This is a genomic window from Pseudonocardia sp. McavD-2-B, from assembly GCF_024124365.1.
Lineage (GTDB): Bacteria > Actinomycetota > Actinomycetes > Mycobacteriales > Pseudonocardiaceae > Pseudonocardia > Pseudonocardia alni.
In genome coordinates this window covers 1-11,306 of sequence record NZ_JAMXSG010000191.1, presented here as the reverse complement: position 1 = coordinate 11,306, position 11,306 = coordinate 1, and the positions used below count along the sequence as shown (strand labels likewise).

General features: G+C 74.2%; 14 protein-coding genes. 3 read left to right on the top strand and 11 right to left on the bottom strand.

What is annotated here, in order from left to right:
• Window positions 1-256: hypothetical protein (locus NH602_RS21625; RefSeq protein WP_253068753.1), on the top strand; the 256-nt coding region annotated here is incomplete at its 5' end.
• Between the two features lie 6 nt (window positions 257-262).
• On the opposite strand, the gene NH602_RS21620 is transcribed toward NH602_RS21625, so the two are convergent.
• Window positions 263-1,666, bottom strand: coding sequence for an FAD-binding oxidoreductase (locus NH602_RS21620; RefSeq protein ID WP_253068752.1), 1,404 nt, complete (start codon window positions 1,664-1,666; stop codon window positions 263-265).
• A 186-nt stretch (window positions 1,667-1,852) separates the two neighbouring features.
• Between NH602_RS21620 and NH602_RS21615 the strand changes: the two genes are divergently transcribed.
• Window positions 1,853-2,062: a hypothetical protein gene (locus NH602_RS21615; protein WP_073573867.1), complete on the top strand. Its 210-nt coding sequence runs from the start codon at window positions 1,853-1,855 to the stop codon at window positions 2,060-2,062.
• A gap of 18 nt (window positions 2,063-2,080) precedes the next feature.
• Here the strand turns inward: NH602_RS21615 and NH602_RS21610 are convergent, their stop codons facing one another.
• From NH602_RS21610 to pyk, 5 genes are read right to left on the bottom strand one after another with little or no spacing between them, the layout of a single operon-like run.
• Entirely contained in the window at window positions 2,081-2,560 is a 480-nt protein-coding gene (locus NH602_RS21610) for a CoA-binding protein (protein ID WP_253068751.1), read from the bottom strand.
• A complete protein-coding gene (locus tag NH602_RS21605; protein WP_374210239.1) occupies window positions 2,557-3,870 on the bottom strand; it encodes an O-acetylhomoserine aminocarboxypropyltransferase/cysteine synthase family protein in 1,314 nt (437 codons plus the stop codon). Before NH602_RS21605 ends, NH602_RS21610 begins: the two co-directional genes overlap by 4 nt.
• 19 nt (window positions 3,871-3,889) lie before the next feature.
• The gene (locus NH602_RS21600; protein ID WP_253068750.1) at window positions 3,890-4,600 is read right to left on the bottom strand and encodes a dienelactone hydrolase family protein; all 711 of its coding nucleotides are present in this window, start codon (window positions 4,598-4,600) and stop codon (window positions 3,890-3,892) included.
• Window positions 4,597-5,514, bottom strand: a complete 918-nt coding sequence (locus NH602_RS21595; RefSeq protein ID WP_253068749.1) for an acyl-CoA thioesterase II — start codon at window positions 5,512-5,514, stop codon at window positions 4,597-4,599. The genes NH602_RS21600 and NH602_RS21595 overlap by 4 nt, the downstream gene beginning before the upstream one ends.
• Before the next feature lie 25 nt (window positions 5,515-5,539).
• Entirely contained in the window at window positions 5,540-6,964 is a 1,425-nt protein-coding gene (gene pyk / locus NH602_RS21590) for a pyruvate kinase (RefSeq protein WP_073573872.1), read from the bottom strand.
• A gap of 111 nt (window positions 6,965-7,075) precedes the next feature.
• On the opposite strand from pyk, the gene NH602_RS21585 reads away from it, so the two are divergent.
• On the top strand, window positions 7,076-7,426 hold the full coding sequence (locus NH602_RS21585) for a VanZ family protein (RefSeq protein WP_253068748.1): 351 nt from the start codon (window positions 7,076-7,078) through the stop codon (window positions 7,424-7,426).
• Between the two features lie 46 nt (window positions 7,427-7,472).
• Here the strand turns inward: NH602_RS21585 and NH602_RS21580 are convergent, their stop codons facing one another.
• The 5 genes from NH602_RS21580 to NH602_RS21560 form a co-directional block, all read right to left on the bottom strand.
• Window positions 7,473-8,504, bottom strand: a complete 1,032-nt coding sequence (locus NH602_RS21580; protein WP_253068747.1) for a M28 family peptidase — start codon at window positions 8,502-8,504, stop codon at window positions 7,473-7,475.
• A 137-nt stretch (window positions 8,505-8,641) separates the two neighbouring features.
• Window positions 8,642-9,280 (bottom strand): DUF2461 family protein, encoded by a 639-nt coding sequence (locus NH602_RS21575; RefSeq protein WP_253068746.1) that lies wholly within the window; start codon window positions 9,278-9,280, stop codon window positions 8,642-8,644.
• Window positions 9,277-10,209 (bottom strand): prolipoprotein diacylglyceryl transferase, encoded by a 933-nt coding sequence (gene lgt / locus NH602_RS21570; protein WP_253068745.1) that lies wholly within the window; start codon window positions 10,207-10,209, stop codon window positions 9,277-9,279. Before lgt ends, NH602_RS21575 begins: the two co-directional genes overlap by 4 nt.
• A gap of 3 nt (window positions 10,210-10,212) precedes the next feature.
• A complete protein-coding gene (gene trpC, locus NH602_RS21565) occupies window positions 10,213-11,082 on the bottom strand; it encodes an indole-3-glycerol phosphate synthase TrpC (protein WP_301549202.1) in 870 nt (289 codons plus the stop codon).
• A 49-nt stretch (window positions 11,083-11,131) separates the two neighbouring features.
• Window positions 11,132-11,296, bottom strand: coding sequence for a Trp biosynthesis-associated membrane protein (locus NH602_RS21560; protein ID WP_308292870.1), 165 nt, complete (start codon window positions 11,294-11,296; stop codon window positions 11,132-11,134).
• Between the last annotated feature and the right edge of the window lie 10 nt (window positions 11,297-11,306).

The window sequence follows — 11,306 nt, the reverse complement described above, 5'->3', positions numbered from 1 at the left end:
GCGGCCGGCCGCGGTGCTGCCCCGGTGCCTGGCCGCGACGGCCGGCTGGGTCGCGGTGGCACTGCTGCTCGCGCTGGCCACCGGGGTCGCGTCCTGGCCGCTGCGCGGCGTCGCCCTGCTCGTCCCCTGGGGGCTCGCCGCCGTCGCACTGGTGTTCCCGGCCCGGCGCGGCGTGGGGCCCGGCGGGCTGGTCGCCCTGGCGTTCGCCCCGTTCTGGCTGGTCCACGCGTTCCTGGTCGGCCTGCTCGGCTGGTGAGCCGGATCAGCCCGCCGGAGGGACGTTGACGTTGCGGTGGAAGACGTTGTCCGGGTCGTAGACCGCCTTGACCGCGGCGAGCCGCGCGTAGTTGGGGCCGTAGGTGGCGCGGACCCGACCGGCGTCGTCGCCCATCATCGCGTTGACGTACACGCCGGCGCCGAGCGCGTGCGGGGCCATCGCCGCGGCCAGACCCTGGACCCACTCCCGCTCCGCGGCGAGGCCCTGCGGGTCGGTGGTGAGCCCGACCGCGAACAGCCCGAGCCGCGGGCTGCGGCCGCCGCCGAACGCGGTCGCGTCGTCGTCGACGGCGGAGAAGGCGCCGTCGAGGGTGTACAGGTGCACGACCGACATCGGCGAGACCTTCCGCGCGACGTGCGCGGCGAGGTCCTCGACGGCCGCGTCGGTCAGCGACGGCAGGAAGCAGCCCTTCTCGTAGCAGTGCACGCCCCAGCCGTTGGGCTCGTCGAACATCTGCTGCAGCGCCGTCCAGGGCATCGGGGTGCAGAACTCGAACAGCCGGTCCGGCAGCGTCGCGCGGAGCAGGTCGTGCACCTGCTCCGCGTCCGGGTCCGGGACGGCTCCGGTGGTGCCGACGACCATCACCGCCCATCCGGGACGCAGGCGCACCTCCTCCGGGACGAACGGGGCGGGCGGTGCGTTCACTGCGACGACCTGGAACCCGACCGTCGACGGCAGCCGCCCGATCGCGTCGCGGGCGGCGCGCAGCAGGGCCGGCCCGTCGTCGAGGCCGCAGAAGAACATCCCGACCGACACGAGCGGGCCGACCGGTACCGCCGTGAACTCGAACTCGGTGACGATGCCGCAGTTGCCGCCCCCGCCGCGCAGCGCCCAGAACAGGTCGGGGTGCTCGTCGGCGGCGGCCCGCACGACCCGGCCGTCGGCGAGCACGACCTGCGCCGACACCAGGTGGTCGACGGTCAGCCCGGCCCGCCGGGTCAGCCAGCCCATGCCACCGCCGAGGGTCAGCCCGCCGACACCGGTGTGCCCGATCTCGCCGGCCGGGACCGCGAGCCCGTGCTCCTGGGTGGCGGCGTCCATCCCGCTCAGCAACGCGCCACCGCCCACCCGCACCCGGCGGGCGTCGGGGTCGACGACGACGGCGTCGAGGTCACCCAGGTCGATCACCAGGGCGCCGTCCCCCGCGCTGTGCCCGGCGGAGTTGTGTGCGCCACCGCGGACGGCGACCTCCAGCCCGGACCTCCGGGCATGGTCGAGGGCGGTCACGACGTCCTCCACGTCGGCGCAGCGGACCAGGACGGCAGGTCGCTGGTCGATCGCGGCGTTCCAGACCCGCCGCGCGGCGTCGTAGCCGGGGTCGGCGGGTCCGAGGACGGGGCCCCGCACCCGGGCGCGGAGGAGGGCGACGTGGTCGACGGTGGCGGTCATGGCGGTTCCCCCGGATCTGCGGGTCGATGGACGACGGCGGTCCACCGTGTCCCCCGTCACAGCCGCTGTCACGGTCCCGACCCGGATTTCGTCACGGTTGACGACGGCGGGCCGGACCCGCGCCACGAATGGCGCACGTCGCTGCGGCGCGCAATGATGCCCGTCACGCCACCGAAGGAGGCCCCCGTGGACGGTCACGACCCGCAGGTGCTGATGATGGCCGACGTCGCCGACCGGTGGGTGGTGCGCTGCGACTGCGGGTGCGGGGTCCTCACCGAGTACGCCACCCGGGAGGAGGCCGACGAGGCGGCGGAGCAGGCCCGCGCCGAGGCCGGTCCCCCGGCGGCGAGCGAGGAGGTCGTCGACGACGCCGGGCGGGCCCCCGAACGGATCTGACCGCCGGGGGCACCCGGGTCAGTTCCGGCGCCGCGAGGTGATCACTCCGGTGTCGAACCCGGCCAGGTGCAGTCCACCGGCGAACCGCGCGTGCTCGACCTTGAGGCAGCGGTCCATGACGACGGTCAGGCCCGCGCTCTCGGCGCGGCGGGCCAGGTCCTCGTCGAACAGGCCGAACTGCAGCCAGAACGTCGACGGCGCCGGGTCGAGGGCGAGCACCTCGTCGAGCACCCCGTCGAGGTCCTCGGGGCGGCGGAACACGTCGACCAGGTCCGGCACCACCGGCAGCTCCGCGAGCGAGGGGTACACCGGGCGCCCGAGGATCGTGGTCGCGTTCGGGTTGACGAAGTACACCTCGAACCCGGTCGAGGCCAGCAGGTAGGTGGCGACGAAGTTGCTGGCCCGGGCCGGGTTGGGGCTCGCCCCGACGACGGCGACGGTGCGGGTGTCGCGCAGGATCTGCTGCCGCCGCCACGCGGGCGGGTTCTCCCAGGTCACGCGGTCTCCTTCTGCGAGGCGGTGAGGGCCTGGTCGAGGTCCCAGACGATGTCGTCCGGGTCCTCCAGCCCGACCGAGATCCGGATCATGTCCTCGGGGACCCCGGCGTGCTCCAGCTGCTCGGTGGTCAGCTGCTGGTGGGTGGTGGACCCGGGGTGCAGGACGAGGGTGCGGGCGTCGCCGACGTTGGCGAGGTGGCTGCACAGCTGCACCGACTCGATGAACCGCGCCCCGGCGGCCCGGCCACCGCGCACCCCGAACGCGAACACCGCGCCCGGCCCCGCGGGCAGGTACCGGCGAGCCCGCTCGTGGTGGCGGTGCGACGGCAGCCCGGGGTAGGTCACGTACTCCACCCGCGGGTCGGCCTCGAGCCACTCGGCGACCTTCTGCGCTCCTGCCACGTGGGACTCCATCCGCTGCGGCAGCGTCTCGACGCCCTGCATCAGCAGGAACGCCGAGTGCGCGGACAGCGTGGCACCGACGTCGCGCAGCTGCTCGGCACGCAGCTTGGTGAGGAACCCGAGCTCCTGGAAGTTGCCCCACCAGGTGAGCCCGCCGTAGGACGGGACCGGCTCGGTCATCCCGGGGAAGCGACCGTTGCCCCAGTCGAAGCGGCCGGACTCGATCACGACGCCGCCGAGGGTGGTGCCGTGCCCACCGAGGAACTTCGTCACCGAGTGGATCACGATGTCCGCGCCGTGCTCCAGCGGCCGGCACAGGTACGGCGTCGCCAGCGTCGCGTCGATGATCAGCGGGAGCCCGGCCGCGTGCGCGACCTCGGCGAGCCCGGCGATGTCGGCGACCTCGCCGCCCGGGTTGGACACGACCTCGGCGAAGACGAACTTGGTGTTGTCGCGGATCGCGGCGGCGTAGTCGGCCGGGTCGGTGCCCGGCACGAAGGTCGTGTCGACCCCGAAGCGGCGCAGCGTCACGTCGAGCTGGGTGATGGTGCCGCCGTACAGCCCGGCCGCGGCGACGGCGTGGTCCCCCGCCCCGGCGAGCGCGGCGAAGGTGAGGAACTCGGCGGCCTGCCCGCTGGCCGTGCACACCGCGCCGATGCCCCCGTCGAGGCTGGCCAGGCGTTCCTCCAGCGCCGACACCGTCGGGTTGGCGATCCGGGAGTAGATCAGCCCGTACTTCTGCAGCGCGAACAGCGCCGCGGCGTCGTCGGTGTCGCGGAAGACGTAGCTGGTCGTCTGGTGGATCGGCACCGCCCGGGAACCGGTCGCGGCGTCCGGCACCGTCCCCGCGTGCACGGCCCGGGTGCGGAAGCCCCAGGCCCGGTCCTGCTGATCATCGCGCTCGCTCACACCCCCCATCCTGCCCCGGCTACAGGTGGTTGCGCAGGAAGGCCCGTACCCGCTCCGTCGCGTCCGTCGCCGACGGCTCGTGGTACTCCGCGTGCAGCGGCGTCCGGCGCGCCACCGCGCCCTTCACACCCGGCGTGCGCGTCATGAACGAGTGCCCGGCCTCGGGGTAGACGACGACGTCGTGCGGGATCCCCCGCTCGGTCAGGTCGGCCTCCAGGCGCTGCGGGTAGCCGTCGGCGAACTGCGCGTCCCGGCCGCCGAAGCTGGCGACGACCGGGCAGACCGGTTCCACCTCGACGCCGGCGCGGCCGTAGAACGGCACCGCGACCCGGTACAGACCGCTCTGGGACAGCAGCATCGCGAACCCGCCGCCCATGCAGAACCCCATGACCCCGATCCGGTCGGCGTCGACGGTGGGCTGGTCGGCCAGCCAGCGCCGCGCGGACTCGCAGTCGCCGAGCGCGGCGCCGCGGCCGGTGGCCATCGTCGCCACCGTCGAGGCGATGCACAGCGGCTTCACCCGGCCGCGGGCGAACAGGTCCGGGATCAGCACGGTGTAGCCCTCGCGGGCCAGGTCGCGGGCGACCCGGCGCATCTCCGGGGTCATCCCGAAGATCTCGTAGATCATCACGATCGCCGGGCCCGGGGTGCTGGTCTCGGGGCGGGCCAGGAAGCCGGGCAGCCTGCCGCCGTTGACACTGGGCAGTGAGATCTCGGACTCGACGGTCATGGGCGTGCGTCCCTCCCGACGCGCGGGACCCGGACGAGTCCCTCCTGCATGGTGGTGGCGACCAGGCGGCCGTCGGCGGTGAAGAAGCGGCCGCTCGCGAGACCGCGCCCGCCCGACGCGGCCGGCGAGAAGCACGAGTACAGCAGCCACTCGTCGGCCCGGAACGGCGCGTGGAACCACATCGCGTGGTCCAGGCTCGCCATCTGCAGCCCGGTCCGGGGCACGTCGTGGCGGGCGACGACCGACCCCAACAGGGTCAGGTCGCTGGCGTAGGTGAGCAGGCACACGTGCAGCAGCGGGTCGTCGGGCAGCTCGCCGTCGGCGCGCAGCCACAGCCGCATCGGGTCGTCGGACGGACCGGGGTGGTCCTGCGACCAGGACGGCTCGTCGATCAGCCGGATGTCCAGCGGGCGCGGCAGCCCGGCCATCCAGCCTCCGTCGCCGCGGGCGGCGCGGGTGCCGAGGTCGTCGACGGCATCCGGCGCGGGGACGTCCGAGGGCATCGGCTGGGAGTGCTCCAGGCCGTTCTGCGGCAGCTGGAACGACGCCGACAGCGAGAATATCGGCTCGCCGCGCTGGATGGCGAGCACCCGGCGGGTGGTGAACGACCGGCCGTCGCGGACCCGCTCGGTCTCGTAGACGATCGGGATGCTCGGGTCCCCGGGCCGGATGAAGTAGGCGTGCAGCGAGTGGACGCCCCGGTCGGCCGCCACCGTGCGGCCCGCGGCGACCAGCGCCTGGCCCGCGACCTGCCCGCCGAACACACGGGGCAGCGACACCGGCGGGCTCACCCCGCGGAAGAGGTTGTCCTCCAGCCGCTCCAGGTCCAGCAGTGCGACCAGGTCGTCGAGGACGGCCTGGCCGCGCGGTTCACCGTCGGCTGCGGTCTGCGCGGTTGCGGAATCGGCACTCACGGTCGGTGAGTATGCCCAACCGGCCTCAGGCGTGGTCGTTCTCGCCCAGGCGGTGCACCCGGATCAGGTTGGTCGAACCGACCGTGGAGGGCGGCGACCCGGCGACGACGACCACCAGGTCACCCGGCTTGAACCTGCCGATCGACAGGATCGCGTGGTCGACCTGGCGGATCATCGCGTCGGTCGAGTCGACCTTGTCGACCAGGAACGTCTCGACGCCCCAGGTCATCGCGAGCTGACTGCGCACCGCGGGCTCCGGGGTGAACGCCAGCAGCGGGAGCCGGGTGTGCAGCCGGGCCAGGCGGCGGACCGTGTCACCGGACTGGGAGAACGCGACCAGCGCCCGCGCCGAGAGCCGCTCGCCGATGTCGCGGGCGGCGTAGGACAGCACGCCACGCTTGGTGCGGGGCACGTGGTTGAGCGGCGGCACGTCGGCCGGGCCCGCCTCGACGGCCTCGACGATCTCGGCCATCGTCCGCACGGTCTTGATCGGGTAGCGGCCGACGCTGGTCTCACCGGAGAGCATCACGGCGTCGGTGCCGTCGAGGACGGCGTTCGCCACGTCGGAGGCCTCGGCGCGGGTCGGGCGCGAGCTGGTGATCATCGACTCCAGCATCTGGGTCGCGACGATGACCGGCTTGGCGTTCTCCCGTGCGATCTGCACCGCGCGCTTCTGTACCAGCGGCACGTTCTGCAGCGGCAGCTCCACGCCCAGGTCACCGCGGGCGACCATGATGCCGTCGAAGGCGAGCACGACGGCCTCGAGGTTGTCGACGGCCTCCGGCTTCTCCAGCTTCGCGATCACCGGGACGCGGCCGGCGCCGGTGTTGTCCATGATCTTGTGGACGAGGTCGATGTCCGCGGGGCTCCGCACGAACGACAGCGCGACGACGTCGACCCGCAGCGACATCGCGAACTCCAGGTCCGCGATGTCCTTGTCCGACAGCGCGGGCACCGAGATGTTCATCCCGGGCAGCGACAGGCCCTTGTTGTCCGAGACGGGGCCGCCCTCGGTCACCCGGCAGACCACGTCGTTGCCGTCGACGGCGACGACCCGCAGGCCGACCTTGCCGTCGTCGACGAGCAACCGGTCGTCGACCTGGGCGTCCTGGGCGAGGCCCTTGTAGGTGGTGGAGACCCGGTCGGGGGTGCCGGCCACGTCGTCGACCGTGATCCGCACCTCCTCGCCGGTCGCCCACTCGGTGGGCCCGTCGGTGAAGCGGCCGAGCCGGATCTTCGGGCCCTGCAGGTCGGCGAGGATGCCGACGGCGCGCCCGGTCGAGTCGGCGGCGTCGCGGACCATCTCGTAGACGCGCTTGTGGTCGGCGCGGTCCCCGTGGCTGAAGTTCAGCCGGGCCACGTCCATGCCCGCTTCCACGAGGTCACGGATCCGGTCCGGGGTCGCCGTGGCCGGACCGATGGTGCAGACGATCTTGGTTCGACGTGTCACGGCTATCAGGGTAGCGCTGTCTGGAACGATCAGGACGACGGGAACCCGGCCTGTCGGCGTCCGGTTCGACGGTGTTCATCCCGGCGGTCACCGGTGGAGCAGACTGGGGGCGTGCGTGTCCAGCCGTTCGTCCTGTCGGTCCTGTTGAGCCTGGTGGTCCTGTTCACCCCGGCGTCCGGGGTCCCGACGGCACCCCCGGGCACCGACAAGGTCGTCCACCTGCTGCTGTTCGCGCTGCTGGCGTGGACCGGGCGGGCCGCCGGGATCCGGGTGTGGCAGCTGCTGGGCGGGCTCGTCGTCTACGCCGCGGCGTCGGAGGTCGCGCAGGCGCTGCTGCCGATCGGGCGCAGCGGGGACGTCCTCGACGCGCTCGTCGACGTCGCCGGGGCGGCGCTCGGGGTGGGGCTGGCCGTGCTGGTGGCGCGCCGCCGGCCGGACCGCGAGACGTCGTCGCGGCTCTGAGGCGGACCGGGTCCCACGGCCGTCCGTGGGACCCGGTCGGGTCGGCTCAGCCGGAGGGGCGCTGGGTGGCGTCGGCGAAACGGGCCAGGGTCGCCGCGATCGCCCGGGTGTAGCGGTCGAGCTTCACGGTGTCGACGTTGCCGATCCGGTCGCAGGCCGAGTGGTAGCAGTCGTCGTAGGCCCGGCCCGGTTCACCGCCCCAGAGCTGGGCCTGGGAGCGGGACTTGGTGTCCTCGTCGCCGGTGACCGCGCCCGCGACCGGGATGCCGACCTCGGCGAAGGGGCCGTCGTCGTCGCCGTAGAGGCCGATGGTCTCGGGCTGCGGGGCGCCCGCCGCGACCAGCTCCTCGGCCAGCACCGAGGCGACGACGCCGGAGCCGGACGGGCCCCGCTCCTCGTCGTCCTCGCCGCGGCCGCCCTGCACGAAGTAGCCGCCGTTGGGCGAGCCGAGCATGTCGGCGTTGAGGTAGAGCAGGTGGTGCTCGCGCTCCTCCTCCGACAGGGACCGCACGTAGCCGGTCGAGCCCTGCAGGTCGTCCTCCTCCGAGCCCCAGAACCCGAAGGAGACGGTGGCGCCGACGCCCGGCTGCGGGCCGAGCGCGGTTGCCGCGGCGAGCAGCCCGGCGATGCCGCTGCCGTCGTCGTTGATGCCGGGGCCGGCCTGAACGGAGTCGAGGTGGGCGCCGGCGAGCACGATCCGGGCGGGGTCGCCGCCGCGGGTGCGGGCGACGACGTTGCGCAGCTCGCGGCCGTCCCCGGCGTCGTAGGTGGGGGTGGTGACGTCGAAGCCGGCGTCGCGCAGCACGCCGGCGACGTAGTCGACCGTCGCGTCGTAGCCGGGGGTCCCGGCGGCGCGGTTGCCGCCGTTGTCGTCGGCGATGCGTTCCAGGGCCCGCAGGTGCGGCACCGCGGCCTCGCCGGTCGCGGCGCCTGTGACCTGCTGGGACAGCGCCCCGGCGGGCGGCGGCGCGGCGGCGGGCCCGGCCGCGGTGCACCCGGCGACGACGAACGCCGCCGTCACCAGTGCCAGCAGCCCGTCACGGGTGCGCCGGCCCCGCGTCCGCCCCTGCACTCCCATGCCCACTCCCCTGTGCGTCGACCCGGACCGCGTCGGCCCGTGCGCGGTGTTCGTACCCCGGCCGTCGTCCGGATCACCGCGCAGGTTGTCGACCGTGTCACGGAAACCCGTCGGGCGCCGCCCGGACCGTCGGCGGGTCAGCGGCGCGGGAGCTCGCTGGGCCCGACGTGGTCGTCGAGCCACTCGGTGACCGGGCGGGAGGCCCGCCAGACCGTGCGGACCCGGTCCCGGGCCCGCGGGCCGTGCAGCACGTCGTCCGGCGGCCAGTTCCGCGACACGTAGAGCCCCTTGTGCCGCAGCAGGTCCAGCCGCGGATGGCCGGGGTCGGTGCCGCGCGGGCGGGTCGTGAGCGTCGCGCCGTCGACGGTGAGCCCGGCGGCGCGGGCGGTGTCGAGCCGGGCCCGCAGGTCCTCGCCGCGGCGCTGGTCGTCGACGCTCTCGCGGTAGCGGGTCAGCTGGTCGGGCGCCATGTAGTAGTAGCCGCCCGCGGCGAGCATCCCGTCCGCGGACACCTCGACGTAGAACGGCTCGGCGAAGCCGCCGCAATGGGTCTTGTACGGCGTCTTGTCCGCGGCGAAGCGCACGTCGCGGTAGGGCCGGAACACCTTGCCCGCCCCGAACTCCGGTTCGAGGTCGGCGAGCAGCGCCGTCATCGGGCCGCGGACGTCGCTCTCGTAGACCTCGCGCTGGTCGGTCCAGTACGCCCGGGAGTTGTCGGCGAGCAGGCCGTCGTAGAACTCGACGGCGCCGTCGCCGAAGCCCGCGAACGCGCTCACGCGTCCTCGCGCTCCTGGGGCGTGCCCTGCTCCCCGGGAGCGGTGGTGTCCTCCGGCTCGGGCGCGACGAACTCCTCGCGGCCGCGCCGGGCGAACGCGACGTAGAGCACCGCCCCGACGAACACGACGGCCGAGACGACGACGTTGATCCGGACGTCGCCGAACACGCGGGTCGCCGGATCCGTGCGCATGAGCTCGATGAAGAACCGGCCGAGGGTGTAGCCCGCGACGTAGAGCGCGAACACCTTGCCGTGGCCGAGCCGGAACCGGCGGTCGGCCAGCACGATCAGCGCGGCGACGACGAGGTTCCACAGCAGTTCGTAGAGGAAGGTGGGGTGCACGACCGCGATCGGCGTGGGGTCGAGCGCGACGCCGCCGAGCGGGTCGTCCAGCCCGGTCGCGGGGTCGACCCGGCGGTAGATCTCCAGGCCCCAGGGCAGCGTGGTCGGGCCGCCGTAGAGCTCCTGGTTGAACCAGTTCCCGAGCCGCCCGATCGCCTGGGCGACGATGATGCCGGGCGCGACCGCGTCGGCGAACAGCGGCAGCGGGACGCCGTGGCGGCGGCAGCCGATCCAGGCCCCGACCCCGCCGAGCGCGATGGCGCCCCAGATCCCGAGCCCGCCGTTCCAGATCTCCAGCGCACCCCACGGGTTGCCGCCGGGGCCGAAGTAGGTCCGCCAGTCGGTGGCGACGTGGTAGAGCCGCCCGCCGAGCAGGCCGAACGGCACCGCCCACACCGCGACGTCGAGCACCGTCCCGGCCCGCCCGCCGCGCGCCTGCAGCCGACGCTCGCCCCACCACAGGGCGACCGCGATGCCGGCGATGATGCACAGCGCGTACGCCCGGATCGGGACCGGGCCGAGGTGCCAGACACCGCGGTCCGGGCTGGGGATGGACGTCGGGAGCGCCGCGGCGAGCGTGACGAGCACGGCTCAGCCGCCGTTGCGGCTGCAGGACGGGTGGAACCCGGCCGCGACCAGCCCGCGCACCGCGGCCGACGGGTCACCGCTGGTCACCAGGCCCTCGCCCACCAGCACCGCGTCGGCTCCCCAGCCCGCGTAGGTGAGCAGGTCACCGGGGCCACGGACGCCGGACTCGGCGACCTTGAGCACGTGCGACGGCAGCCCGGGGGCGATCTCACCGAAGACCGACCGGTTCACCTCGAGGGTGTGCAGGTTGCGGGCGTTCACCCCGATCAGGGTGGCGCCGGCCTCCAGGGCGCGGTCGCACTCCTCCTCGGTGTGCACCTCGACCAGCGGGGTCATCCCGAGCGACTCGACGCGGTCGAGCAACGAGGCGAGCACCGGCTGCTCCAGCGCGGCGACGATCAGCAGTACGACGTCCGCGCCGTGCGCACGGGCCTCGTGCACCTGGTACGGCGTGACGACGAAGTCCTTGCGCAGCAGCGGGGTGTCGACCCGGGCGCGGACGGCGTCGAAGTCGGCCAGCGAGCCGCCGAAGCGGCGCTGCTCGGTGAGCACGCTGATCACCCGCGCGCCGTTGGCGGAGTAGGCCTCGGCGAGGTCGGCCGGGTCGGGGATGTCGGCGAGCGACCCCTTCGACGGGCTGGCCCGCTTCACCTCGGCGATGACTCCGACACCCGGCTCGCGCAGGGCCGCCATCGCGTCCCGCGGCGGCGGCGCGGCCGCGGCCCGCCGTTTGATCTCGGCGAGGTCGACGACGCTCTCGCGCTCGGCGAGGTCCTCCCGGACTCCGTCCACGATGGACTCGAGGACGCTGGGTACGCGACCCGGTGTCCCGTTCGGGTGTCCGGCAGTACCGGCAGTGCCCGTAGTGCTCACAGGGCCGACTCCTCCTCCGCTCGCGCGTCGCCCGGACGTCGAGGTCATGCTAGTTCTCCCCCTCACGCGGGCCGACGGTCGGGTCGCCGCCGGCGTCGAGCCGTTCCCAGGCCGCCCGGTCGGGGTCGGCCGGTGTCGTGGCCGCCTGCGTCCCCGGTGCGGCGTACCGGGCGCCGAGCCGCGGCAGCCGCGGCTCGCGGACCACCAGCAGCACCGCCGCGGCG

What these genes read in the sequence shown, in the direction of transcription:
- NH602_RS21620 (WP_253068752.1), bottom strand. Translation starts at nt 1,666, where the DNA reads ATGACCGCCACCGTCGACCACGTCGCCCTCCTCCGCGCCCGGGTGCGG.
- NH602_RS21600 (WP_253068750.1), bottom strand. Translation starts at nt 4,600, where the DNA reads ATGACCGTCGAGTCCGAGATCTCACTGCCCAGTGTCAACGGCGGCAGG.
- NH602_RS21580 (WP_253068747.1), bottom strand. Translation starts at nt 8,504, where the DNA reads ATGGGAGTGCAGGGGCGGACGCGGGGCCGGCGCACCCGTGACGGGCTG.